At 49.6% G+C, this 25,871-nt stretch carries 21 protein-coding genes and 1 pseudogene; 18 read left to right on the top strand and 4 right to left on the bottom strand.

Features of this window, described 5'->3' with window-relative positions; translation table 11 throughout:
- Nucleotides 1–48 precede the first annotated feature (48 nt).
- The 11 genes and pseudogenes from DC20_RS12235 to DC20_RS12190 all read left to right on the top strand — a co-directional run bounded on the left by DC20_RS12235 (nucleotide 49) and on the right by DC20_RS12190 (nucleotide 11,397).
- Entirely contained in the window at nucleotides 49–789 is a 741-nt protein-coding gene (locus DC20_RS12235) for an RluA family pseudouridine synthase (protein WP_245652206.1), read from the top strand.
- 343 nt (nucleotides 790–1,132) lie between these two features.
- Entirely contained in the window at nucleotides 1,133–1,867 is a 735-nt protein-coding gene (locus tag DC20_RS12230; RefSeq protein WP_062544088.1) for an acyl-CoA desaturase, read from the top strand.
- A 281-nt stretch (nucleotides 1,868–2,148) separates the two neighbouring features.
- On the top strand, nucleotides 2,149–2,706 hold the full coding sequence (locus DC20_RS12225; protein ID WP_062544087.1) for a 30S ribosomal protein S16: 558 nt from the start codon (nucleotides 2,149–2,151) through the stop codon (nucleotides 2,704–2,706).
- Nucleotides 2,707–2,717: 11 nt separating this feature from the next.
- Nucleotides 2,718–3,311: a ribosome maturation factor RimM gene (gene rimM / locus DC20_RS12220; RefSeq protein ID WP_062544086.1), complete on the top strand. Its 594-nt coding sequence runs from the start codon at nucleotides 2,718–2,720 to the stop codon at nucleotides 3,309–3,311.
- Nucleotides 3,298–3,987: a tRNA (guanosine(37)-N1)-methyltransferase TrmD gene (gene trmD, locus DC20_RS12215; RefSeq protein WP_062544085.1), complete on the top strand. Its 690-nt coding sequence runs from the start codon at nucleotides 3,298–3,300 to the stop codon at nucleotides 3,985–3,987. Before rimM ends, trmD begins: the two co-directional genes overlap by 14 nt.
- A gap of 83 nt (nucleotides 3,988–4,070) precedes the next feature.
- Nucleotides 4,071–4,424 (top strand): 50S ribosomal protein L19, encoded by a 354-nt coding sequence (gene rplS / locus DC20_RS12210; RefSeq protein ID WP_062544084.1) that lies wholly within the window; start codon nucleotides 4,071–4,073, stop codon nucleotides 4,422–4,424.
- A gap of 283 nt (nucleotides 4,425–4,707) precedes the next feature.
- Complete coding sequence (locus DC20_RS12205) at nucleotides 4,708–5,721, top strand: DUF1259 domain-containing protein (RefSeq protein WP_062544083.1); 1,014 nt, start codon at nucleotides 4,708–4,710, stop codon at nucleotides 5,719–5,721.
- A gap of 319 nt (nucleotides 5,722–6,040) precedes the next feature.
- Entirely contained in the window at nucleotides 6,041–6,634 is a 594-nt protein-coding gene (locus DC20_RS12200; protein ID WP_062544082.1) for a Crp/Fnr family transcriptional regulator, read from the top strand.
- A 549-nt stretch (nucleotides 6,635–7,183) separates the two neighbouring features.
- Nucleotides 7,184–7,633 (top strand): annotated as a pseudogene (locus DC20_RS23750) (hypothetical protein); the annotation flags it as partial.
- Nucleotides 7,634–7,642: 9 nt separating this feature from the next.
- Nucleotides 7,643–10,336, top strand: coding sequence for a PA14 domain-containing protein (locus tag DC20_RS12195; protein ID WP_169788181.1), 2,694 nt, complete (start codon nucleotides 7,643–7,645; stop codon nucleotides 10,334–10,336).
- A 287-nt stretch (nucleotides 10,337–10,623) separates the two neighbouring features.
- A complete protein-coding gene (locus DC20_RS12190) occupies nucleotides 10,624–11,397 on the top strand; it encodes an SDR family oxidoreductase (RefSeq protein WP_062544080.1) in 774 nt (257 codons plus the stop codon).
- Between the two features lie 83 nt (nucleotides 11,398–11,480).
- Here DC20_RS12190 and DC20_RS12185 read toward each other — a convergent pair whose 3' ends face one another.
- The 3 genes from DC20_RS12185 to DC20_RS12175 form a co-directional block, all read right to left on the bottom strand.
- Nucleotides 11,481–12,374, bottom strand: coding sequence for an ATP-grasp domain-containing protein (locus DC20_RS12185; RefSeq protein ID WP_062544079.1), 894 nt, complete (start codon nucleotides 12,372–12,374; stop codon nucleotides 11,481–11,483).
- Nucleotides 12,375–12,492: 118 nt separating this feature from the next.
- Nucleotides 12,493–13,815, bottom strand: a complete 1,323-nt coding sequence (locus DC20_RS12180; RefSeq protein ID WP_062545938.1) for an amidohydrolase — start codon at nucleotides 13,813–13,815, stop codon at nucleotides 12,493–12,495.
- A gap of 654 nt (nucleotides 13,816–14,469) precedes the next feature.
- Entirely contained in the window at nucleotides 14,470–15,747 is a 1,278-nt protein-coding gene (locus DC20_RS12175) for an amidohydrolase (RefSeq protein ID WP_245652353.1), read from the bottom strand.
- Between the two features lie 244 nt (nucleotides 15,748–15,991).
- Here DC20_RS12175 and DC20_RS12170 point away from each other — a divergent pair, with 244 nt between their 5' ends.
- From DC20_RS12170 to DC20_RS12140, 7 genes are all read left to right on the top strand, one after another.
- Nucleotides 15,992–18,931 (top strand): M1 family metallopeptidase, encoded by a 2,940-nt coding sequence (locus DC20_RS12170; RefSeq protein WP_062544078.1) that lies wholly within the window; start codon nucleotides 15,992–15,994, stop codon nucleotides 18,929–18,931.
- Between the two features lie 111 nt (nucleotides 18,932–19,042).
- A complete protein-coding gene (locus DC20_RS12165) occupies nucleotides 19,043–19,648 on the top strand; it encodes an inorganic diphosphatase (RefSeq protein ID WP_062544077.1) in 606 nt (201 codons plus the stop codon).
- Nucleotides 19,649–19,792: 144 nt separating this feature from the next.
- On the top strand, nucleotides 19,793–21,451 hold the full coding sequence (gene pgi / locus DC20_RS12160; RefSeq protein ID WP_062544076.1) for a glucose-6-phosphate isomerase: 1,659 nt from the start codon (nucleotides 19,793–19,795) through the stop codon (nucleotides 21,449–21,451).
- Between the two features lie 137 nt (nucleotides 21,452–21,588).
- Nucleotides 21,589–22,152: a TPM domain-containing protein gene (locus DC20_RS12155; protein WP_071885609.1), complete on the top strand. Its 564-nt coding sequence runs from the start codon at nucleotides 21,589–21,591 to the stop codon at nucleotides 22,150–22,152.
- Between the two features lie 75 nt (nucleotides 22,153–22,227).
- Nucleotides 22,228–22,743 (top strand): DUF1905 domain-containing protein, encoded by a 516-nt coding sequence (locus DC20_RS12150; protein ID WP_062544074.1) that lies wholly within the window; start codon nucleotides 22,228–22,230, stop codon nucleotides 22,741–22,743.
- A 136-nt stretch (nucleotides 22,744–22,879) separates the two neighbouring features.
- On the top strand, nucleotides 22,880–23,707 hold the full coding sequence (locus DC20_RS12145) for a Cof-type HAD-IIB family hydrolase (protein ID WP_062544073.1): 828 nt from the start codon (nucleotides 22,880–22,882) through the stop codon (nucleotides 23,705–23,707).
- Nucleotides 23,708–23,791: 84 nt separating this feature from the next.
- Nucleotides 23,792–24,646 (top strand): pirin family protein, encoded by an 855-nt coding sequence (locus DC20_RS12140; RefSeq protein ID WP_062544072.1) that lies wholly within the window; start codon nucleotides 23,792–23,794, stop codon nucleotides 24,644–24,646.
- Nucleotides 24,647–24,744: 98 nt separating this feature from the next.
- Here the strand turns inward: DC20_RS12140 and DC20_RS12135 are convergent, their stop codons facing one another.
- Nucleotides 24,745–25,665, bottom strand: coding sequence for a bestrophin family protein (locus tag DC20_RS12135; protein WP_062544071.1), 921 nt, complete (start codon nucleotides 25,663–25,665; stop codon nucleotides 24,745–24,747).
- Nucleotides 25,666–25,871 lie beyond the last annotated feature (206 nt).

Below are 25,871 nucleotides of genomic sequence, written 5' to 3'. Positions count from 1 at the left end.
TTGTTGATTGTCCATTGCTGGTTGTTTTGCTTCATACAGCAATCAGCAATGGACAACGCTATCCTTTCCAGCCTCTTTTCTCCAAAACAGCTTAAAAACAGGATGCCCGCTTCTGCCGCCCTTGACGTACTCTTTGAGGACAACCATATTCTGGTGGTTAACAAGCCAAGCGGGGTGCTGGTGCAAGGTGATGAGACCGGAGATGTGCCGCTTTCAGAACTGGCCAAAGAATACGTAAAACAGAAGTACCAGAAACCTGGCAACGTCTTCATGGGTGTAGTGCATCGCCTGGACCGTCCAGTAAGCGGGGTGGTATTACTGGCGAAAACATCCAAAGCGCTCAGCAGATTAAATGAGCAGTTTCGGCTTCACAAAACCAGGAAGGTCTACTGGGCTCTTACCCAGCGGGCACCCAATCCTGAGAACGGAACCTTGGTCCACTGGCTGGTGAAAGATGCTGAACGCAACACTACTAAAGCCCTGACAAGTGAAAAACCCGGCAGCCAGCGGGCCGAGCTCAGCTATTCATTATTGAAAAGCACAGGTGGCAAGCACTTGGTGGAAGTACGGCCGGTTACCGGAAGGCCGCATCAGATTCGCGTGCAGTTAGCTTCTTTGAAGTGCCCCATCCTGGGTGACCTTAGATATGGCGCTCCAGAACCCATGCCTAACAAAAGCATCTGCCTACACGCGCGGGAACTTGGTTTCGAGCATCCGGTTCTTAAAACATGGGTTACGGTACAGGCCCCTCCTCCTCCTATATTTGTGTGGCAACCCTTCCAGCCCTGAAGCATAGGAAGCTTAGTAAGCCTTTCCTACACATTGCGCTCCTCTGTTGCAACCAACTCCTCCTGTTTCAACTTCGTTTTCCTGAAAATAACCTTAGAACATAGCTGTACTTCTACTATCAAGCCCAGCTTCTCTAGACGTTAGTTTAAGGAAGTGAGATTTGAAGTCAAGTTCAGAGGAGTTCCAGGGCAAAAAATGATTTTCGTCACTTTAACACAAATTATAATTTTGTTTTTGCGGCGTTAACGGCTTGTGTTGTAGCTTTGTGAACTTATTTACCGGATGACTGTTACCATAGCGTCCGTTCCGGTTAGGATAAACTTTTTAATTGCAATCACCCAGCATGATTATCATCCTCTTCTTTGTAGCACACTGGTACCTTTCGCTTTTTGTGCAGACCTTTTACCTGCACCGCTACGCCGCTCACAAAATGTTCACCATGAATGTGTTCTGGGAGAAATTCTTTTTCCTGTTGACGTATCTGAGCCAAGGTTCTTCCTACCTATCGCCCAGAGCATACGCCATCATGCACCGCATGCACCACGCCTTTTCAGACACTGAGCGTGACCCCCATTCTCCGCACTTCTCCAGCAATGCTTTCACCATGATGTGGAAGACCAAGAATATCTACAATGATTTCTTGAACAAGCGCGTGGAACCGGAGATGCGTTTTGATGGCAACTACCCGGTTTGGCGCTTGGTAGAAAACATTGGTGACCATTGGGGCTCGCGGTTAGCCTGGGGCGTTATTTACGTGCTCATCTACATCAATTATGCACAATACTGGTGGATGTATTTGTTACTTCCGTTGCACTTCCTGATGGGGCCTATCCATGGTGCCATTGTAAACTGGAGCGGCCACAAATACGGGTACCAGAACTTTGACAACAATGACAAGTCTAGAAACTCACTTTTCTTTGACTTCTTAACCGGTGGCGAGCTTTTCCAGAACAATCACCACAAATTGCCTAACCGTGTGAACTTCGGGGTGAAGTGGTGGGAACTGGACCCTACCTATCCGGTGATCTGGACGTTAGACAAAATTGGCATCATCAAATTGAAGAAAGCGGTAAGCTAATCGCTTCTTATATCATAACACAAAAGGCACACTCTGTTGGAGTGTGCCTTTTGTGTTACTAACGCTTCAGTCACTTTATAGATCAGGTTTCGCTTCAGCCTTCTTCTACCCGCAGAAGAATCATTCAAGCCATACCCTGCTTCAGGTTCACATTTTATAAACCAGGGCTGAAACTTATTTCCTAAAACTTCTCTTTCTCAAATCATTAGTAGATACAAGATTATTCCTGTACATTTGCACCCCAAAGCCGGACGGGATCCGGCGACTTAACAAATTTAGCTATGGCTGTTAAAATCAGACTGGCCCGCAGAGGCCGCAAAAAAGCTGCGATGTATGATATCGTAGTTGCAGATGCTCGTTCACCACGTGATGGTCGTTTCATCGAGAAATTAGGTACTTACAACCCACAAACAAACCCTGCCACTATCAACTTCAACGAAGACAAAGCGTTGGATTGGGTATTGAAAGGTGCACAACCTACTGACACTGTGAAAGCGATGCTTTCTTACACTGGTGTTATGTTCAGAAAACACTTACAGATTGGTGTATTGAAAGGCGCCGTGACGCAAGAGCAGGCTGATACCCGCTATGCTGAGTGGAAAGCTGCTAAAGAAGCCAAAATCTCTGGTAAAGTAGAGAAATTAGGAAGCGACAAAGCTGCTCAAAGACAAGCTGCTTTAGATGCTGAAGCTAAAGTAAACGCTGCTCGTGCCGAGGCGATCCGTATCAAGAACACTCCTGCTCCAGAAGTAACTGAAGAAGCTCCGGCTGCTGAAGGTGATGCTACTGAAGGTGCTGATGCTCCTGCTGCTGACGCTACAGAAGAAGCACAAGCTTAATTTTACAAGCCATGACGTTAGACGCATGCTTCCAGTTGGGGTATATCGTGAGGACGCATGGCACCAAAGGCCAGGTAGTCGCGTTTTTTGACGTAGACTTTCCGGAAGATTACGATGAATTGGAATCAGTTTTCCTGTTAGTCAACGGGAAACTGGTTCCTTTTTTCATTGATCACCTCAACCCTCAGGACAACGGCAAAAGCATCATCAAGTTTGAGGATGTGAACACCGTAGCCGACGCCGAGAAACTCAAAGGCGTTAGTCTCTATCTCCCGCTTAACCAACTTCCTGAGTTGGAAGAAGACCAGTTCTACTTCCATGAAGTAATCGGCTACACGGTAATAGATGAGAATCTGGGCGAACTGGGCACGGTGCAGACCTTCTTTGACCTTCCTAACCAGGATTTACTGGCCATGGAGTATCAAGGACATGAAGTTCTTATTCCGGTGCAGAATGAGATTGTTCTGCGCACCAGCAAAGAGGAGCGCAAAATCTACGTAAACCTGCCTGAAGGCCTTTTGGAAGTCTACACCCAACCCTCTAACCGCCACTTAGAGGAACCTCCTCTGGAAGGCGAGGAAGACGAAGACGATGACGCGGTTTGATATCATCACCTGCCAGCCCCACCTGCTTACCGGCCCTTTTGACCATTCTATTCTAAAACGGGCACAGGACAAGGGCCTGGTAGAAGTGCACCTGCATGACCTCCGGAAATACGCCATAAACAAACACGGTCAGATTGACGACTACGCCTTTGGCGGTGGCGCCGGTATGGTACTTATGGTCGAACCCATTGCCAAGTGCATCAGGGAACTTCAGGAGCAGCGTACGTATGATGCCATCATCTACATGACGCCAGACGGACAGACGCTGAACCAGCCTATGGCCAACCGGTTGTCTATGCTGCAGAACATTATCATTCTCTGCGGTCACTACAAAGGAGTAGACCAACGCGTGCGTGACCTGTTCGTGACCCATGAGATCAGCATTGGTGATTACGTACTCTCTGGCGGCGAATTGGCAGCGGCCGTATTGGCAGACTCCCTTATCCGGTTGATTCCGGGCGTGTTGAATGATGAGAGCAGTGCGCTTTCAGACTCGTTTCAAGACAATCTGCTGGCGCCTCCGGTGTATTCCAGGCCTGCTGATTTTGAAGGGCATACCGTACCAGACATCCTGCTATCTGGGAATACTCCTAAAGTAGAGGAGTGGCGGTTTGAGCAGGCCGTGCAGCGCACCCGCCAACTAAGGCCTGATTTGCTGCGCGATGAAAAAAATTAGTACTTGTTGATTTACAATTAGAAAAATAACGTCTATATTTGCACTCCGAATTTTGCAGATAAAATAGACACTATATTATAGTCATGAGCGATTTAATTAAATTAGTAGAGCAGGAAAATTCAGAGAGACGTGCCTCTATCCCTGCTTTTGCTGCTGGCGACACCGTGAATATTCACGTTAAAATCCGTGAGGGTAACAAAGAGCGTATCCAGCAATTCCAAGGTGTGGTATTGCAGCGTAGAAACTCTGGTGCCAGCGAGACTTTCACTGTAAGAAAAGTGTCTAACCAAATTGGTACCGAGCGTATTTTCCCAGTTCTTTCTCCAAACATTGAGAAAATCGAGGTAATCCGCAGAGGTAAAGTAAGAAGAGCTCGTCTGTTCTACCTGAGAGGCCTTTCTGGTAAAGCTGCTCGTATCAAAGAAAAAAGAAGCTAATCCCTTTTGGTATAACTTACTCCATAGTTTTAGTTCCGAAAAAGCCGATCTCCCCGAGATCGGCTTTTTTGTTGCCCTACTTCAGGCACCTATACATCTTTTATTCTTACTCTCAGTTTCTGCCTACTTTACAAAATATTGACCTAAAATAGCCTGACATCTGCTTTTAGATAAACCCTCTCCTGTTTCCTCCGTTTCTACAAAGTCAAACAACAGGTTTAGCACCTTAACTCAATTGTTTGGGTGCTACTCCTTTCTTTCTCACTTTTAGTTCGTTATCCTTATGAACAGACGTCATGCTTTACAGGCCACTGCTCTCTTGGGTGGAGCCTCTGCCCTTGGTTTATTTGAGTTATCTGCTGCTCCTGTTTATAAGAAGACACCCCCTCTTTCGGCTGCAGAGATAGCCGCCATTGAAGCTGCTTTGGGCAAAAAGGGCTCATACAAGGAAGACGAAGCGACGCACACCACTGCCCTGCCCCGCAACGACCTTAAGGTAAAAGTAAAAGGAGAATCCGTTCCAATCTCCTTTGGGTTTGGGGGTTGGGTAGCGATCAAGAAAACCGTAGATGGCAAAACGGCCATGCTCATGAGTGACACGGTTTTACTGCAGGAGGAAGTAAATCCGCTTATTTCAGCGGCTCATACCAACGGACTTGAAATAAGTGCCATTCACAATCATTTCTTTTATGAGGAACCCCGCATCTTTTACATGCACTTGCATGGCATGGGTTCTCCGGCAGAATTAGCCAAGAAGTTTGCTGCCACTATCAGTCAGAGCAAAATATCGCCTAAGAATCAACCTGCGGGCCAGTCACCCACTCCAGCTTCCCAGAGTGGCAATACCGCTTCTGGTCCAACAGCTGCTCCAACCGGGAAAGAAAACTTTGATATTCCGGCCTTGGATGCTATTGTGAAATACACTGGTACTGTGAATGGTCCCACCTATAAATACACCATTGGTCGTTCAGATCTAACGATAATGGCAATGGGAGCTGAAATGACCCCATCTATTGGTCTGAATTCCTGGGCCTCTTTCGCCGGTACGAAAGAAAAAGCCCATATAGCCGGTGACGTGGCAATGTTGCCATCAGAGGTAAATGCAGTAATAGCTGCTCTCCGGCAACACAACCTGGAAGTGGTGGCAGTACATAACCACATGCTGGGTGATGATCCGCACATGATTTTCCTACATTACTATGGCCAGGGCCAAGCGACCAAATTAGCCCAGGGGTTTAGAGCCGCTTTGAATGAACTCGGAAAACATGGAAAAGGAATGGGTCATGGTAAACATTAGCATGCTTAAGTGATGCAACTACGCTCTTCTCGTTGGTAAGCCATTTTAGGAAAAACAACCTAAAACAAAACGGACTTTGCCCGGCTGATTCTCGCAGACTTCCTCTCTGTTGCTTTTAACCGTTAGGTGCTGTTTGACAGGAGCCTTCTAAAGGAGTAAACAGCGGCCACTATTTACACTTAAAGTTTCTCAGTTTAAATAAATACTAAAATTTAAGTATTTATTTAAACTTTACTTAGAACTACCTTGCAAAGGCCCAATAAGGGAGAATAATATCATCTTATAGAAGTGTGCTCTAAAGCTGAACCTTCCATCTCCTATGAAAGAAAAATTCATTAGATATCTGGAGCAGGTTACCCCCATAAGCAATGGCTTAAAAGAAGACTTAAAAGCACAAATTTGTGGACCCTATACCTTTAAAAAGGGAACCCTCCTGCTTCGGGAAGGAGACATAAGTGAAAATGCCTACTTTATAGTAAGAGGCATGGCCCGAATGTATTACACCATAAAAGACAAGGAAATAACTAGTCGGTTTATTCCTGAAAACTCTATTGCAATTCCTTATTACAGTTACTTCACGCAACACCCCTCTTATGAGAGCATGGACCTGGTAGAGCCTTCACAGGTACTTTGCATTTGCCGGGCCGATTTTGAAAGCCTTTATGAGCGTCACCCTGAATTACATAACCTGATCCGGCAGCAACTTGCAAAGGCTCTGATACATAGCGACGAAAGAGCTATGATGATCAGAAAATTATCAGCGAAAGAGCGGTATGAGGCTTTGTTAGAGAACTTCCCTTCCATTTTCCTGAGAGCATCAGTTCAGCAGATTGCCTCTTTCTTGGGTCTAAGCCGGGAAACACTTACCCGCATCCGTTCAGGCGTGAAATGTGACGAATATCACAAAGTTTGATAAATCCAGTTGTCAGGTTTACAGCACAATTTTATCCTTATATATTTACAAAAAATCTTTTAGTTATCTCATCATCAAAGATGAGAGGAAAACTATAGCGAAAGAATTTTATCAAAGAATAAATAAGAAGAGGTATCATATTCTGGTATGATACCCTACAGATAAATTAAAAAGCTTTTTAAACAGGATTGATACAAGACTAAAAAGCAACCAAACAATGTATGAGATTCAATATCAGGGTTTTGGCTCTCTTTATTGGCTTAGAACATTAGACTACAGTTAAATTCTCTCAAAAAGACTTACGCTTACATCAACTTCCCTATGCAATAATGTGTAGCGGAAATTGATCTCCTCTCCCGATCCGCTCTTCTACGGCGGTGGGCTTAAGTACGATCTACATATCCTGTAATATACGCAGTGCTTACTCCTTTTCTGCAAAGGGTTATCAAGAGTTCCTACTAGCGAATATACCCCCCGTAGCATGTCTTAGACATGAGTGTACTTGATGTCCTATTTATCCTTCCCAACCAAAACAACCTATTTTAAAGTATGGATAACGTTAACTCATTCCATGACCAAGGTCTCCACACGGGAGAATCATGTAGTTTACTTCCTCCGGCGAGGAGAAACAGTACGTACTTAAAACTCTTTCTTTTAAGCCTTTTCTTTGTTTCCATCTCCTTAATTGAGGCACAGGCATCACACTTTAGGTATGGAAATATCTCCTGGCGGGTGGTTGGACCTCGGACCATTGAATTCAAGTATTCTATGGCTTATAGAAGAACCGCTTTTTTTTCTGGAACCACTAGCCCTACAATAGGCACAACTCTAACTCCTGATGTTTCATTTGAATTTGGAGATGGCACCTCGGCTACTGTTCCTTTAACTATAACCACCGTAAATTTTGCCCAAGATTGGTTTTATGGTGAATCTGCAACTTTTACGCATACTTATCCGGCCAATGGCACATTCACTGCCTTCTTTGAGAGTTGCTGTCGAATTAGCACTTTGAGAAATAACGCAGATGAAGATTACAGAGTAGAAACAACTGTACAGGTGGGGGCTGGAAACAATTCCCCTGTTGTAACCCTTCCGCCTATCAGAACCTTATCCAACGACCTTACCAATGCCACTTTTCCTATACCGGCAACAGATTTTGAAGGCGATGCGCTTTCCTATAGATTAGCTACTTCTGCTGAAATGGGCGGCAGCTCAACAAATCCAGCAGGATTGACTATCAACCCTACCACAGGATTTGTAACCTGGACCACCATGGGCAAGCCTGCCGGATTATACAATGCCGCTGTTGCCATTACAGATTCAAGAGGCGCAAAAGTAGTAGTTGACTTCTTGATTTCAGTACAAGCCGTGCCACCGCCCGCCCCAGTCTTTGACTTTACGGTAACCCCTTCTCCCTCTACTCCTATTGAGGCTAGAGTAGGCCAAGCGGTAAACTTTAACATCAGGGCCACAGACATGCCTGTGGGTAGCTTGGTAAGCATCATGGCCTTAGGTATGCCTGCCGGCGCAACTTTATCCCCTGCCTCTGCATCTGGAAACCCGGTACAAACGACGTTCTCCTGGACTCCTACCAACACAGGCTCCTATGTAATAACCTTTGTGGCCGAAGACAGCAATGGCAACCAAACCACTACTTCTGTCACCATAAACGTCTCTAACTGTGCGCTAACCTTAACAAGCGCCCTTACGCACGTTTCTAATTCTGCCGGAAACAATGGGGCTATAGATCTTTCTGTATCCGGAGGAACTGCTCCATACACATACAACTGGTCAAACGGAAGCACCACTCAGGACCTTACAGGCCTAATGGCGGGCACTTACAATGTAACCGTGGTAGACGCAACTGGGGCATGTAGACAAACTGCGTCCTACACCATAAACCCTGCTGCAGCATGTAACATAGCCTTAACAGCCGCTCTTACCCATGTAACAATGGCTGGAGGCGGTAATGGCGCTGTCAATCTTACCGTAACCGGCGGCACGGCCCCATTCACCTATGCCTGGTCAAATGGAGCCACTACCCAGGATCTTACAGGTTTGATGGCGGGCAATTACAGTGTGACGGTAAAAGATGCTACTGGTTGCCAGCAAACTGCTTCTTACACTATAAACCCTGGTACTTCTATGCCTGTTTGTAGTCTTGCTGTAACTGCTGCAATTACCCATGTGACTGCGGCTGGTGGCAGTAATGGGGCTATTGATGTCTCCGTTTCCGGAGGTATGGCACCCTATACGTACATGTGGACTAACGGAAGCACCACGCAGGACTTAACAGGGTTGATGGCCGGCACTTACACCGTCACTGTCATGGATGCATCTGGCACTTGCCAGCAAATGGCTTCTTTCATCGTGAATCCAGGAGCAAGTACTACTACGTGCGCAAACACCGGGGGCATTACTTATGAGTACTGGGCGAATGTGCCGAACCAGCTCGTAGAAGTGAGCCAGCTCCCTGCTAACATGACGCCGACCTCTACCAGCACGCTGCCTTTCTTCTCCGCGCCTGCTGACGTGGCTGAGAACTACTTCGCCCGGGTGCGGGGCTACCTGTGCGTGCCGGTTAGCGGCATGTACCGCTTCCACCTCACCGCCGACGACCGGGCGGAGCTCTACCTGAGCACCGACGACAACCCGGCCAACAAGGTCCGCATCGCCAGCCTCCGCCAAGCCACCATGCCGGGCAACTACACCGCCCTCCCCACCCAGCAGTCGGGCATGATTCAGCTGCAGGCCGGACAGCGCTACTACATCGAGGCGGTGATGCGCGAGTTCGGCTCCCGTGACCACATGACCGTGGCCTGGACTCGGCCCGATGGCGTGATGGAGACAATCCCTGCCGCGAACCTGGTTCCTTTTACCCCTGCGCAGGTAGCATGCCCTGGCACTGGCTCCATTACGTATGAGTTCTGGGCCAACGTGCCTAACCAGCTTGTGGAGGTGAGCCAACTGCCTGCAAATACGGCACCGACCTCCACCAGCAACCTGCCCTTCTTCTCCGCCCCAGCCAACGTAGCAGAGAACTACTTCGCCCGCATGCGGGGCTACCTGTGCGTGCCGATGAGCGGCATGTACCGCTTCCACCTCCCCGCCGACGACCGGGCCGAGCTCTACCTGAGCACCGACGACAACCCAGCCAATAAGGTTCGTATAGCCAGCCTCCGCCAGGCCACCATGCCGGGTAACTACAGCGCTTTCCCAACCCAACAGTCGGGCATGGTCATGCTGCAGGCCGGACAGCGCTACTACATTGAGGCGGTCATGCGCGAGTTCGGCTCTAGAGACCACATAACCGTGGCTTGGACCAGACCCGACGGTGTGATGGAGACTATCTCCGGGGCAAACTTGATTCCGTACACAGCAACCTCTACCACTTCCGCTATAGGTATGGTGCATCTGAAGCAGGAAGCTCCCGGGGCCTCATCAGATACCTTCACAGCTAGCCCTAACCCATTCGCAGACAAAGTCAACATTGGCTTCTCAGTAGAGACTGAAGGAGATGTGACCCTTCAAATCTACAATATGCAAGGCCAGTTGGTGAAATCTTTGCACGCCGGAAAAGCCGAGGCAGGAAGAGCCTACCAGTATGAGTTTGACGGAAGCAGACAAGCCAATGGAGTTTACATCTGTAAAATCACAGTAGCAGGAAAAACTACCGTGAAAAGGCTATTACTCAACAGATAACAATCCTGCTTCATTCTGAATCCCTAAAGAAGAGGCTTCCTTTGTAGGAAGCCTCTTCTTTTTTTTATGTGGAGCTTTCACATGGTAAACATTGAAATACACCAGGAAAGGAATACCCATGTATGCTGCCTTTCACTTTGAAAGTTGTGTTACTTGTTTAGGGCTGCCTTTCAGAAAAGAAGAGAAAAACTGGTGGCACCAAAGTTCACTTCTTACAGCTTTCTTTCCCTTCTGCCGTTTTCTGCGTAGACTTAACATTTAAATCATCTTATTCTATAAAGAAGCAAATGCAGAACAACCGTTGGAGTTTAGAAGGCCGCAAGGCCTTGGTTACCGGGGGCACCAAAGGCATAGGCGCCGCCATTGCGGAAGAGTTACTTTCTTTTGGGGCCGAGGTCCTGATTGTGGCACGTAAGGAAATGGAAGTAAACCAGGCCGTGACCGATTGGCGTTCCAGGGGCTTGAACGCCTCTGGCATGGTGGCCGACGTAAGTCAACCCGCCGACCGGCACAACCTGCTTCAATTGGTGGAGAACACCTGGGGCTCCCTGGACATTCTGGTGAACAACGTGGGCACCAACATCCGCAAGAAAATAGGCGAGTACACGCCCGAAGAATACAATTACCTGCTGCAAACCAACCTCACCTCGGCCTTCGAGTTGTGCCGTTTGTCACACCCGTTCCTGAAGCAGTCCCCGCACGGCAACGTGGTGAATGTCTCTTCGGTGGCAGGTTTAGGACACGTGCGCACCGGTGCTATCTACGGCATGACCAAGGCTGCGCTGGTCCAGCTCTCCAAGAACCTGGCGGGTGAATGGGCACCAGATGGAATCAGGGTGAACTGCGTAGCGCCTTGGTACATCAGAACCCCGCTCGCTGAGCAAGTGCTGCAGAACCAGGAGTACCTGGAAAGTGTGTTGAGCCGCACCCCTACCCGCACCATAGGCAACCCAGAAGATGTGGCTGCTGCTGTAGCCTTTCTATGCATGCCTGCCGCCGCGTACATCACCGGCCAATGCATTGCCGTGGACGGTGGTATGAGCATCAACTTGTTTGGGTAAACCTTGCTTCCTCCATAAAAAAGAAACCCTTCCGTGGCAGCCACGGAGGGGTTTCTTTTTTATGCCTGTTTCTCTAAAATCATCTAGGAAACGGAGGAAGGCACCTCTTCCATCATTTGTACCAAGGCTTGGTAGTAGTTTTCCAGTGCCTCTGGATGGGTGTGCAGGTACAGGAACGGCTCAATCAGCTCCAATTCCATTAATTGCAGCTCCTCGCCTACCACTATGCCGTCTACACGGGCGTACAGGCAGCCATCAGCAAACTGGTTCACCAAGGTTTGAGCTTGTTCTAACAAGTAGGCCGGGGCTTCCTGCGGATGGATAGTTCCCCCGAAGAAGTGCTGCACCCTGAAATCACCGTCTTTGGCCGACTTGAGCAGGCAGTGGCTGTACTGGCCGTTGAAGAACAGGAATGACCACTCGCCTTCTTCCTGAATCTGCGGCATGAACGGCTGCGCCAGGAAATCTTCAGCTCTCAGCAACTCCTCCAACTTAGGGGTTACTCCTTCCACTTCATCACGAGACACAATAAACGTGTTCTTCGCGCCACCACTTACGCAGGGCTTGATGATGAGCTTATCAGTCTGGAAATGGGTGAAATACTGCTCCAGTTGTACGGCGGTTCCTCTTTTGAGCAAAGCAGTCGGCACAATGGGCAAACCGGCTTTCTCCACTTCCAGCAGGTAATGCTTGTCGGCATTCCAGCGGATGGTAGAGATAGGATTCAGGGTACGAATGCCCAATGCTTCCATGCGGTCCAGCCACGCGCAAAAGGCGGGAAACTTGTCAAAGTAATCCCATGGCGATTTAAAAACCGCCAGGTCATATTGCTCCCAATTCACAGCTGGGTCATGCCAGTCTTCTAAGGTGATGTCAATGCCTTTAGAAGTAAGATAATCTATCAGAACGCCGTCTTCGCTGCCGCTCAATGAGCCATAGCTGTGGATGGCTTCATAGGTCACTAATGCTAGTTTCAAGGTTGATTTTTGAATATGAAGGATGATGTGTAAAAACTAAAATAGAACAGGAATTTCATTCACCCGAAAAGGGCTGCAACGGGTTTTTAGTTCCTTTTCCTGCAACGGCTGCTAAACGTTATTTCATAGGTGCATTCAGGTAATCTACCGCCAAATTGGCTAATGCCCGAACGCCCAGTTTCAGACCGCTTTCTTCAATGTAGAAATCAGGCGTATGGTGTGAAGGTGCTTTGGCGGGGTCTTGCCCCTTTGGCATGCCGCCCAGGAAAAGGTAAAGCCCTGGTATTTTCTGCTGGAAATAGGCATAATCCTCAGCAATGGTTACGGGCTTAGTAAGCTTCACCTGGTTGGTACCTGCTACGCGTTGCAACGAAGGCAGCATGTGCGCGGTCAAGGCCTCATGGTTGTAGGTCACCGGTGTCATTTCCTGGATCTCCACCTCAGCGGTAGCCCCGGCACCAGTGGCGATGCTGGTGGCCGTTTTCTTCAGTCGTTCATGGATCTGCTGCTGCATGGGTACGTCCAGCGCCCTGATTGTCCCGATCATCTCCACCTGGCTGGGCACGATGTTAGCGCGTACACCGCCGTTGATGGCGCCTACCGTCACAATAGCTGCCGCATTGGTTACGTCTAGCTGACGGCTCACAATGGTTTGCAGCGCGGTCACAATGTACGCCGAGGTCACTACCGGGTCCACGCCCATCCAAGGCGTACCACCGTGCGATTGCTGCCCCTTTACCGTAATCTTAAAGTTATCTGAACTGGCCATCATGCCCTGCGGCCGATACGTAATGGTGCCCACCTCCACATCTGACCTAATGTGCAGCCCGAAGATGGCATCCACTTTAGGAGCATCAAGAACACCTTCCTGCACCATTAGCTTCGCGCCGCCCACCTGTCCGGGAGCAGAGCCTTCCTCGGCCGGCTGGAAGATGAATTTCACGGTGCCTTTCAGGTCTTTTTTCATACTGCTCAGCACCTCGGCTACCCCCATCAGCATGGCTACGTGCGCATCATGCCCGCAGGCGTGCATCACGCCCACTTGCTGCCCTTCAAAGGTAGTTTTCACTTTAGAGGCAAATGGCAGATTGTGGGTATTATTCTCGGTTACGGGTAACGCATCCATGTCGGCGCGCAAGGCCACCACCGGACCAGGCTGGCCACCTTTGAGAATGCCTACCACGCCTGTTCTGGCTACCCCGGTTTTCACTTCCAGGCCAAGTGCCTTCAGGTGCTTCGCGATTTTCTCAGCAGTCTTCACCTCAAAATTGCCAAGCTCGGGGTTTTGGTGCAGTTCGCGGCGCCACTGGATAACTTTGGGCTCTACCTTATCAGCGAGCTGGTCTATCTGAGTTTGTGCTCCGCTTGTTTGCGCGCTGCTGATGAGCGATACTCCCAGAAGTGAAGTCAGGAACAATAGAAGCGATTTATGAAAAAGCATAAGGTTCTTTTGTTTAGCGGCTATTTTTGGAAAATCAGCCTGGAAAATACAAAAGTACACTGCTTAAGTGGGAAAAGGAATTTTAGCTAAGGAGCTGGTCAACTACTTCATGTAAAGAGGGCTAATCGTATTTCGCTGGCGCGAGCTTCCAACTCGTGTCCGCACGCATTGCAAAACGCTCCTCCTTATTCTGTCCTCATGAAAGGACCTCCTAAACTAACAGTAGAGTTGTTGCTCCTTTTCTTTATAGTTCGTTTGATAGGTCTTTCCAAGATGGCAATGAAGCGGTAAGTTCCTTTTGAGCCAGCCAGAATACCTGAACTCTGAAAGCAGGAGCCAAAAGATTTCCGGCATAAGTGCAGACACGAGCTGCAAGCTCACGCCAACGGAAAAACGTTTATTACAAGTTTTCCTAAAACAGGCCTCAAACGTATTTCTATAGCTACCTTGGCTTTTGTCTTTTCCGCAAGTATGTTCTTTATAGAGAAGCAATAAGGGAACCAGCAGGTGTAAACACCCCTCTCCGCTCCCCTCAAGGGGAGAATCACTATTTAGGAACGGTCTTGGGTAATATCTACTGGGTTATAGTTTGTAAAATCCCAATTTGAAATCCCTGTAACCTTGAAGCAGGGCGTTAAAATTGATGTTGCTGTGTTACTTTTTCAACGGGTTGTTCAGGTAATCCACGGCCAGATAGGCTAGGGTACGCACGCCTAGTTTTAAGCCGCTTTCGTCAATCATGAAGTCTGGGGTATGGTGAGCTGGCATTTTGGAAGGGTCCTGGCCTTTGCTCATGCCACCCACGAAGATGAACACGCCCGGTACTTTCTGCTGGTAATAGGCAAAGTCCTCGGCGCCAGTCACGGCTTTGGTGAGTACTACGTTCTGCTGGCCTGCCACGGTCTGTAAAGATGGCAGTATGTGGGCAGTAAGGGCTTCGTGGTTATAGGTGATGGGCGTGTTTTTCACGATTTCTACGGTGGCGGTAGCACCGGCACTGGCGGCAATCATCTCAGCGGTGCGGCGCAGTTTCTCATGGATCTGGTCCTGCATTTTGGGGTCTAGTGACCGGATGGTGCCAATCATCTCCACTTCCTCAGGAATGATATTGGTTCTTACCCCACCATGGATAGCGCCCACCGTGACTACGGCAGCCTCGTTGGTGAGCTCCATCTGGCGGCTCACAATGGTTTGTATGCCGTTGATGATCTGCGCCGAAACCACAATCGGGTCTACGCTCATCCAGGGATACGCGCCGTGCGCCTGACGACCTTTCACCTTAATCTTGAAATTATCGGAGCTGGCCATGGTGCCCTGCGGACGGTATTTGAGGGTACCTACCTCGGTGGCAGAGTTAATGTGCAACCCGAAGATGGCATCTACTTTGGGGTTCTCTAAAGCGCCTTGGGCTACCATCACTTCGGCTCCACCCTCTTCCCCGGCCGGGGCTCCTTCTTCGGCAGGTTGGAAGATGAACTTCACCGTACCCTTCAGGTCTTTCTTGTGCTGCGCCAGAATCTCGGCGGCGCCCATGAGCATGGCTATGTGAGTGTCGTGCCCGCAGGCATGCATCACGCCCACTTCCTGGTTATTGAACGTGGTGCGTACTTTAGACGCAAAGGGCAGGCTGTTGCGCTCGGTTACGGGCAGAGCGTCCATATCGGCGCGGAGGGCTACTACGGGTCCGGGCTGACCACCTTTCAGAATGCCGATGACGCCAGTTTTCGCCACACCGGTCTTCACCTCAAACCCAAGGCTCTTCAGGTGCTTGGCCACTTTCTCAGCGGTCTTTATTTCGCGGTTACTCAGCTCCGGATTCTGGTGGAAGTCACGGCGCCATTGGATGACTTTCGGTTCCAGTTTATTCGCGAGTTGGTCAATCTGGGCGTGCAGGTTGGTGGTTTGAGCCTGGGTTACTTGGGTAAGGGCCATCAGCGCTGCCGCTGAGGCTATCTTTTTGAACGGGTTCATGCTGGTTATGTATGGATGAGCTGTGATGTTTTGCACTCCTATGTTAAGCATAAATTCTGAAAAATAGGGCAAAAGCGCCTGAAGTTTGGCTAGAAGGTTTGAATAGCTACAAACAAAATCTTCAGCCTTCCCATGGCGCAGAAGCAACCCCAAGAGATTGCCACTACCTCTAATAGTTGTAATTTCAAGCGAATTTCAAACTTCCATGATGCGCTACCGGCTTTTACTTCCGCTATTGCTTTTGCTTCCGTTTCTCTCTTTTGCCCAACAACCGTACTGGCAACAGGAGGTGAACTATAAAATTGATGTGACGCTGGATGATGTTCAGCACACGCTCACCGCCACGGAGCAGATTGAATACGTGAACCACTCGCCGGAGACGCTGACGTTTCTGTACTTCCACCTATGGCCCAATGCCTACAAAGGTCGTAACACCGCCTTCGCGAAGCAGCAACTTCTGAATGGGGAAAGCAAATTCCATTTCGCCCCGAAAGAAGCGCGTGGCTCCGTTTCAGGCCTGGATTTCAAAATAGATGGCCAAAACGTAAAATGGGAACTGGATGCGCAAAACCCCGACATTGCCAGGTTGACGTTAAACCAGCCGTTGGCTCCGGGCGGGCGCATCACCATCAGCACGCCGTTTCAGGTAAAGTTACCCGATTCTTTTTCGCGGCTAGGGCACGTAGGGCAATCTTACCAGATCTCGCAGTGGTACCCTAAACCAGCTGTATTTGACCACAAAGGCTGGCACCCCATGCCGTACCTGGACCAAGGCGAATTTTACTCCGAGTTCGGATCCTTTGATGTGCGCATCACCTTGCCAGCCAACTACACCATAGGCGCTACCGGCGAATTGCAGAACCCCGAGGAACAAGCCCGTTTAGACAACCTGGCGCAGGTTACGGCTGCCAAAAAGGAATTCAATGCAGAGGATCTGGCGTTCCCGGCCTCGGCAAGCACTACTAAAACGCTGCATTACCGGCAAGACCGCATCCATGATTTCGCGTGGTTCGCAGACAAACGGTTCAATGTATTGAAAAGCCAGGTCACGTTGCCGTATTCCAAACGCACCGTGACCACGTGGCTTTTGTTCACCAACCGTGAGGCCCAGAAATGGGTCAAGAGCGTGGCTGATATAAATGATGCGGTGTATTCGTATTCCCTGTGGCTGGGCGATTATCCGTACTCCCACGCTACGGCTGTAGACGCCGCCTTGAGTGCCGGCGCAGGCATGGAATACCCGATGGTGACGGTCACGGAGCCCGAAGCCATCATCCACGAGGTGGGGCACAACTGGTTTTATGGGATTCTGGCCAGCAACGAGCGCGCGCACCCCTGGCTGGACGAGGGTATTAATTCCTATTATGAATTCAGGACCAAAGCCCGCCGCAATCCCTATGCGGGCATGGTCTCAAGCGAGGTGAACAAGAACGCCTTCGGGAAGTTCTTCGGGGTAGATGACCTGCCCCCGGCCGCTATTGATAACCCAGCCTATTTATCGGCGGCCAGCCGAGGTCTGGACCAACCCGTCACTGCCCCGTCTACTCAGTTCAGGACGCTTAATTACGGAACCATGGTCTACCTGAAAACGGCCCAGCTGTTCCAGTACCTGGAGAAGTACCTGGGTACCGCCCGCTTTGACAGCGCCATGCACACCTATTACCGCCAGTGGCAGTTTAAACACCCTTACCCCGAAGACCTGCAAGCTACCTTGGAGAAATCCACGGGAGAGTCGCTGGGTTGGTTTTTTCAGGAACTGCTTCCTTCCACTATCATACCAGATGCACATTTAGATAAAGTTACTACCTCTGGTAACTCTACTCAAGTGGTAGTGCAACAACAAGGCAAACTGGCGTTGCCCGTACAGGTAGCTGCTTTAGACAAGGAAGGAAAAATTCTGGAATCGCACTGGACCAAACCGGGCGAACGAGAGCAAACTGTCACGTTTGAGACCCAAAATATTGACCGAGTCGTACTGGATCCAGAGTACCTTTTCCCGGAACTGGACCGCCGCGACAACCAGCACCGTTTAGGGCGCCTTTTCCCGAAAAGCGAGCCATTGCACCTGCAAAGACTGCTGGGCGTGGAGCGAATTGATCAGAAGCAGCTTTTCTGGGCACCTGCCCCGGGCTACAACACCTATGACGGATTCCAATTAGGTGCGGCCTTTTACAACTCACTTCTCACAGAGCACAAACTCAACTATGTGGTCCTGCCCATGTACGCCTTCAAGAGCAGCCGTCTCACGGGCCTGGCAGATGTACGCTTCAAGATTCCGGCACAAGGCTTTCTGCGCAAGGTAGAGGTTGGCGTACAGGCACAGCGGTTCGCCTCGTTTCATACAGTTACTCCCAGCCTGACTTTCCATAATCGGCTTACAAACCCAGGCGTTGCCCGGCAACAGCTGTCGTTGGCCTGGCACTTTGTGCAGGACGACCTTACCCCAGATTATCAGGCTCCCCGGCTTGCTTACAGGTTAACTACTAAAAACGCGGTAAGCGGCACCCAGGTAGATTTTGATGCGACTATGTTCCAGTACCGCATCATTCCTTCCGCCCCGGATATTTTGACAGATGAACGTACCACCACTTTTCGTCCGCTCCGGTTCAGGCTTTCAATTGAAAACTGGCAACAGTACCGCTCAGGAAAAGAAGTAAGGGCAAGGGCTTTTGTAGGGTTCCTGGCGAACAATAATCAATATAATGGTCCCTTTGTACTGGGCATGGCGGGCAGCCCTGATTACCTGCGGCAGACGCCCTTCTTCAACCGAACCGAACTATACACCTCACTCGGAGGGATCACGTCTATCCGGCAGACTGACCGGCAGGATGGTGGGTTCCGTAACCCCGTGCAGATGGTGAGCCGTGAGTGGATGGCGGCTCTTAACCTCACCGCAGACTTGCCGGTGACACCTTTGGCCGTGTACCTGGACCTGGGCATGGTGCAGGTACAAAACAGATTGCAGTACGGCACCGGTCTGCAATGGAGCTTCTTCCGGGATGCAGTCCAAATCTACTTTCCGGTGGCCGGAAACAACTACGACTCAGGCCTCCCAAAAAGCTTCAAAGACTTCAGAAACAACATCCGGTACTCTCTAGATCTGCAAAAGCTGAACCCATTCAGGTTACTGGATGAATTACAATAAGGCATTGAAAAAGGTAAGGAGAACGAGCAATGCCCTAGTTCTTCTGGAAAGAATCCCTTTTTTAGCTTACCTTACAGAAAACAAGCTCCAAACACCACCCTACCCTTGCCCATGCGTTCTGTTCTTCAACTAAAATGGCAGCTTCCTTTGTTGCTCCTGGCCCTATTCTGCCTAAGCTGTAAACCCAATTATTTAGAATTACCGGCCATCTCAGAAACCAAGCACTGGCAGGCGGTAGTGGAAACACCCTCTGGGTCAACGCTGCCCCAGGTGTACAATGCACAGGAGAAAAAATTTGTAGCGGAGCTAGAAGCTGGGCAACCGCGCAAGCTGGAGTTTTTGCCTTACCCGGGAAACGAAGGCTTCATTCCGTCCACCCTGGTAGATTCGGTGACCGGAAGACCTGCCGCGCCTTTGCCGGTGTTGGTGCTTTGCAACCAGAAAGAGCCCGGTACCGTGCTGGAGATTTTGCCCGTAGGCGTGCTCATTCTGGAAACAGGCGGCGAACTGCGGCATATTGTGATCAGTGTGCCCGCCAAACCCAGCGAGCAAACCATTTCACCTAATTCCTACAGTGATTTTTCGGCACGCTACCCGGCCGTGAAAAGCATTTTGGAGCAATGGTACCTGAACGTCAATGCCCGTCAGCCCACCCGTTTGTCGGCCTGGAAAGATGAGGCTTTCGCTGATCAGCTGATTCAGAAGTGGGTGAAGTAGCCAAAGGTTTTAAGGCTATTTCCTGAAAAGGGCTGCGAAACGCCCTATGTCAATTCCCGTGCTACCTGCGGTTTTAGAAACTCTTTTTCCAAAAGTCGTCACAATTCCTAACTTCGCTCTTAGACCAGAACTAAAAACACACGCATGTTTCCATCTATAAACCCCACCACTACCCAAGCCTGGGAGAAACTAACGCAACATTACGCGCAAATCAAAGACAGTCACCTGAAAGAGGCGTTCGCGCAAGACCCGCAAAGGTTTGAGAAGTTCAGTGTCACGTTTGAGAACATTTTGCTGGATTACTCCAAAAACAGAATCACCCCTGAGACCCAGCAGCTTTTAATTTCCCTGGCGGAGGAATGTGGTTTAAAAGAGGCCATTGAGGCCATGTTTGCTGGTGAGATCATCAACTTCACCGAGGGACGGTCGGTGTTGCACGTGGCCTTGCGGAACCAGTCCAACACGCCGGTGCTGGTAGATGGGAAAGATGTGATGCCTGAGGTAAACCGGGTTCTGGCGCAGGTGGAGACGTTCTCCAACGCTGTGATCAACGGTGATTGGAAAGGTTACACCGGCAAGTCCATTGACACCATCGTGAATATTGGCATTGGCGGTTCTGACTTAGGTCCAGTGATGGTAACTGAAGCCTTGAAGTCTTACCAAAAACCGAATATCACCACGTACTTCGTCTCCAACGTAGACGCTACGCACATTGCCGAGACGCTGAAAAAAATCAACCCGGAGACCACGCTCTTCATGATTGCGTCCAAGACGTTCACCACCCAGGAAACCATGACCAACGCCCTGAGCGCGCGCAGCTGGTTTCTGGAGAACGCCAAAGACGAAGAGCACATCAAGAAACACTTCGTGGCCTTGTCTACCAACGCCAAAGCCGTGGCCGAGTTCGGGATTGACACTCAGAACATGTTTGAGTTTTGGGACTGGGTAGGCGGACGTTACTCATTATGGTCAGCGATTGGCTTGTCTATTGCCTGCACCGTAGGTTACGAGAACTTCCGGGAGCTTCTGGCTGGGGCACACGCCATGGACACGCACTTCCGCGAAGCGCCTTTTGAACAGAACCTGCCGGTGATTCTGGCTTTGCTGGGCATCTGGTACAACAACTTCTTTGACGCCCAGAGTCACGCGCTGTTGCCGTATGACCAATATATGCATCGTTTCGCGGCCTATTTCCAGCAAGGCGATATGGAAAGCAACGGCAAGTACGTAGACCGCAACGGCCAGAAAGTAAATTACCAGACGGGTCCTATCATCTGGGGAGAGCCGGGGACTAACGGCCAACACGCGTTCTACCAGCTTATTCACCAGGGCACCAAACTAATTCCTTGCGATTTCCTGGCTCCGGCCATCAGCCATAATCCACTAGGCGACCATCATCCGAAACTCATGGCCAACTTCTTCGCTCAAACGGAGGCCTTGATGAACGGCAAAACTGAGGCTGAAGTGGTAGCCGAAATGCAGAAAGCAGGCACTTCAGAAGAAGAAATAAACACTCTTAAAGCATTCAAGGTCTTTGAAGGAAACCGTCCTACCAACTCAATCCTGTTCAAGCAACTGGACCCGAGAACACTGGGCAGCCTGCTGGCCATGTACGAGCACAAGATCTTCGTGCAAGGTGTGATCTGGAACGTCTACAGCTTTGACCAATGGGGCGTGGAATTAGGAAAGCAATTGGCGAAGCAAATTTTACCTGAACTGACTTCTTCCGAGGAAGTAACCTCACACGACTCTTCTACTAATGGTTTGATTAAGCAGTTTAAAGCTTTCAGACAAGAAGCATAACGTGATGTAAGGCTCAAAAGAGATATTTTAATCGGCTTGTCTGCATTTTGCTGACAAGCCGATTAAATTTTATACCGACTAGAGTTCTGATGGCCGTCTTCGCCACCTACCTAATACTTAAATATTGTATATCAATCATGAGATGCCAAAAAGCCATTCTTTTCCTGTTGATTATCTTAAGTTATATCTCTTCTAGCTGTACCACGCAGGAAACCGAATCTCAAAATCAATCCATTGAACTTGCTTCCTCAGATTCAAAAGCAAGAAAATTCCCCAAGCCCATTGGATATATAAATGATTTTGAAAATGTGTTTACAGATGAGCAGGAACAAGAGCTCACCAAGCTACTGACAGGTTATAACCAAGAAACTACAAATGCAATAGCAGTTATTACGGTAAGCTCCATTGAGCCTTACTCAGATTTTGACCAGTATGCATTAGAAATATCAGAAGAATGGGGAGTAGGCGAAAAAGGGAAAGATAATGGACTGACAATTCTTTTCAGCAAGAAACTACAGAGAATTAGGATCTCTACCGGACTTGGGACCGAAAGGATACTTACAAATGAGGTATGTCAAAGAATAATAGACCATACAATTGTGCCTAAACTAAAGGAAGGTAAATTTTTTGAAGGTATTTCATCTGGCTTGGTGGAACTAATAGAACAATGGAAACAAACAGATAATCACGTTACCATATAATCCAAACTGTGACAGAAGAAAATCTGTTCCTGTTGATTAAGCGAAAACGTCCATAGTCGCATCACTTCCTTCATTATGACTTCCATTCAATTTAACACTCACATAGGTAAGTTAGAGTACCTGATGGGCACGCACTATATTGAGGTGCCGCAGGAGATTGTGCAGCAGTTAGGCGGTAAGTTCAAGGTGCGGCTGTTGTGCACCGTCAATAACACTTTGACCTACCAGTGCGGCATTGTGGCCCTAGGCCAGGGCCGGGGCTACATCACGCTCACCAAACAGCGCCTAATGCAACTAGGGCTGCAAGAAGGAAACTCCGTTTCAGTTTCGCTTGAGAAAGACGATAGTCCATATGGAACCGTTGTTCCTGAGGAATTGTCTGAATTGTTCCTGCAAGACGATGCCGGGAAAGCCCGTTTTGACCAACTCAAACCAGGCATGCAGCGCTACATCATTCAGCACGTAGGGGCGGTCAAAAGCTCCCAACTCCGCATTGACCGTTCCATTACTCTTATTGAAAACCTGAAACGCCTGAAACCCGGGCAGGAAACTTTCCGGGAGATTCTGGGAATGGACAAGCGTGAACTGTAACCAAGATTCCAGAGCCCATCCTTCCCGCTTTGGTCCTCTTTCCGAAAACTCTGTTTAAACGTTTCCCCGTTTCTTTCCTCCCTAATTCTCATCTGCCCGTACCTTTACCGGAATAAATTAGATTTTGATGTATCCCATGACCATCCGCGCCATTTGCACCGATATTGACGGAACACTGCTCAACAGTGACCGCGAGCTTTCCCAAAGAACCATTGACACCGTTCAACGCCTGGACAAAAACCTTCCTTTCATCATGGCCTCAGCCCGGCAACCCAGTGCCGTACGCCACCTGCAGGAACAGTTAGGCATTCTGCACCATCCCATGATCTGTTTCAACGGCGGGTACGTGCTGCTGTACGATGACTCCACCCAGGAACCGCAGGTGCTGGACACCGTGCAGATTCCGGCCTCTGTTTGTATGGAGATTGCAGAGTTAGCCCAGGGCACCAGCATCAACGTGAGTTTGTACCAGAACGATAACTGGCACGCGCCGCAGGAAGACCAATGGACCGAGCGAGAAATCCGCCACACCAAGGTAACGCCTACCATTTCCTCCACGCAGGAAGTCTTGCAGAAGTGGCAGGCCGCTTCTACCGGAGCGCACAAAGTGATGTGCATGGGCGCTGCCGAGGAAATTCAGAAACTATGGGAAGCCTTAGAGCCGAGGTTCGGGAAGCAGTTGCACATATACCGGTCCAACGATCGCTACCTGGAAATCGCCCCTAAGACTATTTCCAAGGCCACCGCTTTAGAGCTGCTTTTGAAAAAACACTATGATTTCGGGATGGAGTCAGTGATGGCCTTTGGTGACAATTACAACGATGTGGAAATGCTAGGCGCCGTAGGCCTGGGCATTGCCGTTGGCAACGCCCGTGATGAGGCCAAAGCGGCCGCTAAAGAAGTTACCGCGCCCAGCATTGAGGACGGCGTAGCCATCGCCATTGAAAAACATTTCCTGTCATAGCCTGCTGCTTACCCGTAGGAAAGCAGGGCCACTCTGCACGTCTGTAGCCGTTTGCGTATATAGCACCATCAATAGTATACCCACATGAGAAGCATCAAGAAAATACATAAAGCCGAGTACTCCCCTATTGCTGACCTGGTCACCTACTCGCCGTTGCCCTCGCGCAGCTTGCAGCAGATAGACCCGTTCCTGTTTCTGAACCACCACGGGCACCAGGTGTACAAGCCCAATAACCGTGGCCTGCCGTTCGGACCGCACCCGCACCGGGGCATGGAAACCGTTACCTTCATTCTGGAGGGCGACATCATGCACAAAGACTCGGGCGGACACGAAAGCGTAATTACCGGCGGTGGCGTGCAGTGGATGACGGCTGGCCGGGGTTTGATTCATGCCGAGGTCTCCTCCTCTGACTTCAAGAAAACCGGTGGTCCATTAGAAATTCTGCAACTGTGGGTGAATCTGCCGGCCAAACATAAAATGACCGAGCCTCGCTACGAAGGTTTGCAGAAAGACAGCATTCCCACGTTCACCCTGGATGAAGGCAAAGTAACCGTAAACATGGTGTCCGGCTCCTGGGATGGACACACCGGCGCATTTGAAACGCTATCAGACATTGTGCTCAGCACCGTCTATTTCCAACCCGGCGGAAACCTAAACGTGCAGGTGCCCGCTGAGCGGAACATCTTCTTTTACATCATCAAAGGTACCCTTAGGGTAAATGGGCAGGAAGTGCCGTTCAGAAATCTGGTGGAGTTTAACAATGATGCCCCTGAGCTAACGGTAGAGGCCTCTGAAGACAGCATTCTGTTGTTCGGGCATGCGGTGCCATTCAACGAACCCGTGGTAGCGCAAGGTCCTTTCGTGATGAACACCCAAGCCGAAATCCACCAGGCCTACGCTGATTACCAGCAGGGCAAATTCGGTTCCTGGAACCACTAATCAGAAGGAAAATATTTTGTCCCGTTTTAGGCCTGTTTTGAGAAAATCTGGCTTAAAGCGGGATTTTTATTTTAAATGCCACTCCCCTCTGGAAAGAGTTAATCCAGAATAAACTTCTTTTTAGGCTTCAGAGCTTTCGGTACTTCCTGACCGGCCATTTCCAGTAGAGAGGCTTCTATGGTCTGGCTGATGGCATTCAAGGCCAGGTCGTTCGGCTCGGTACCAAAGGGTTCTTCTATCTCGGTCACAATAGATTCCAGCGCCATGAAGGTGTAGCCCACAAAGACCACCATGATGGGCGTCATCCAGCCGATGCTGTCCACCAAGCCAAATGGCAATAAGAAACAGTACAAGTATACGGTACGGTGCAGCAGCACATTGTACGTATACGGAATGGGTGTGCTGACTATGCGTTCGCAGCCACCCACAATGCCCGAGAGTTGGTTTAGGTTATGGTCAATGGCGGCTTGGGTAATGGAATCTATGCGGCCTGCCTCTTTCCCGGCCTGCACCCATACGCCCATTTCCTTGAGCAGCAGAATTGGCTTGAACCGGGCTTTCTCCAGCTTCTGCACTAACTCATGGGGTAGCAGACGCTGAAAATCAAGGAAAGGGTCAGACTGACGGAGTTGGTGCTTGAGCGCGTACGTGAAGGCAATAAGCAGGCGTACAAAGGAAAGCACTTCCGGGGAATTGGCGGGAAGGCCGGTCATGGTTAATGCCTGCCGGGTAAGTGAGCGGGTGTCAATCAGCAGGGAGCCCCAGAGTTTTCGGCCTTCCCAGAAACGCTCATAACTGGCGTTGTTCCGGAATCCTAAGAAAATGGCCAATGCCACACCCAACAAGGTGAACGCCGCTGGGTTCAACGGAATCTTGTATTCAAACAGGCGGCCTTGCACAAACACCACCCCTATTGAGATCAGCAGCAAAAGCCCCAACCGGGGCAGAATAGCCGGCAACACGGAGCCCTTCCACACGAAGAGCATCTTAAACCAATTTTCTCTTTGTCTTATGATCATGGGTACTGCGGGAGAATTCGATTACAGCCTTCAAAGGTATAGACGCAGGTCATAAAATCTACCTTCGGCTAGTAGGCAACCGGTTTCTGTTTTACCCTTCTTTTGCGCAAAAGGCAGCCAAAAGTACGACAAACAGAAGAAGTAAAGTTCATCTGTTTGGCTTGCAAGACGTTTCAACTCCATTTTGATACTGTTTTAGCTAAAAA

It is taken from the genome of Rufibacter tibetensis (assembly GCF_001310085.1).
GTDB classification, from domain to species: domain Bacteria; phylum Bacteroidota; class Bacteroidia; order Cytophagales; family Hymenobacteraceae; genus Nibribacter; species Nibribacter tibetensis.
This window is presented reverse-complemented; position numbering and strand designations above follow the sequence as displayed.

Bases quoted from the DNA above. Each gene is read 5' to 3' on its own strand.
- DC20_RS12235 (WP_245652206.1), top strand. From the start codon at position 49: ATGGACAACGCTATCCTTTCCAGCCTCTTTTCTCCAAAACAGCTTAAA.
- DC20_RS12230 (WP_062544088.1), top strand. From the start codon at position 1,133: ATGATTATCATCCTCTTCTTTGTAGCACACTGGTACCTTTCGCTTTTT.
- DC20_RS12225 (WP_062544087.1), top strand. From the start codon at position 2,149: ATGGCTGTTAAAATCAGACTGGCCCGCAGAGGCCGCAAAAAAGCTGCG.
- rimM (WP_062544086.1), top strand. From the start codon at position 2,718: ATGACGTTAGACGCATGCTTCCAGTTGGGGTATATCGTGAGGACGCAT.
- trmD (WP_062544085.1), top strand. From the start codon at position 3,298: ATGACGCGGTTTGATATCATCACCTGCCAGCCCCACCTGCTTACCGGC.
- rplS (WP_062544084.1), top strand. From the start codon at position 4,071: ATGAGCGATTTAATTAAATTAGTAGAGCAGGAAAATTCAGAGAGACGT.
- DC20_RS12205 (WP_062544083.1), top strand. From the start codon at position 4,708: ATGAACAGACGTCATGCTTTACAGGCCACTGCTCTCTTGGGTGGAGCC.
- DC20_RS12200 (WP_062544082.1), top strand. From the start codon at position 6,041: ATGAAAGAAAAATTCATTAGATATCTGGAGCAGGTTACCCCCATAAGC.
- DC20_RS12190 (WP_062544080.1), top strand. From the start codon at position 10,624: ATGCAGAACAACCGTTGGAGTTTAGAAGGCCGCAAGGCCTTGGTTACC.
- DC20_RS12180 (WP_062545938.1), bottom strand. From the start codon at position 13,815: ATGCTTTTTCATAAATCGCTTCTATTGTTCCTGACTTCACTTCTGGGA.
- DC20_RS12175 (WP_245652353.1), bottom strand. From the start codon at position 15,747: ATGGCCCTTACCCAAGTAACCCAGGCTCAAACCACCAACCTGCACGCC.
- DC20_RS12170 (WP_062544078.1), top strand. From the start codon at position 15,992: ATGATGCGCTACCGGCTTTTACTTCCGCTATTGCTTTTGCTTCCGTTT.
- DC20_RS12165 (WP_062544077.1), top strand. From the start codon at position 19,043: ATGCGTTCTGTTCTTCAACTAAAATGGCAGCTTCCTTTGTTGCTCCTG.
- pgi (WP_062544076.1), top strand. From the start codon at position 19,793: ATGTTTCCATCTATAAACCCCACCACTACCCAAGCCTGGGAGAAACTA.
- DC20_RS12155 (WP_071885609.1), top strand. From the start codon at position 21,589: ATGAGATGCCAAAAAGCCATTCTTTTCCTGTTGATTATCTTAAGTTAT.
- DC20_RS12150 (WP_062544074.1), top strand. From the start codon at position 22,228: ATGACTTCCATTCAATTTAACACTCACATAGGTAAGTTAGAGTACCTG.
- DC20_RS12145 (WP_062544073.1), top strand. From the start codon at position 22,880: ATGACCATCCGCGCCATTTGCACCGATATTGACGGAACACTGCTCAAC.
- DC20_RS12140 (WP_062544072.1), top strand. From the start codon at position 23,792: ATGAGAAGCATCAAGAAAATACATAAAGCCGAGTACTCCCCTATTGCT.
- DC20_RS12135 (WP_062544071.1), bottom strand. From the start codon at position 25,665: ATGATCATAAGACAAAGAGAAAATTGGTTTAAGATGCTCTTCGTGTGG.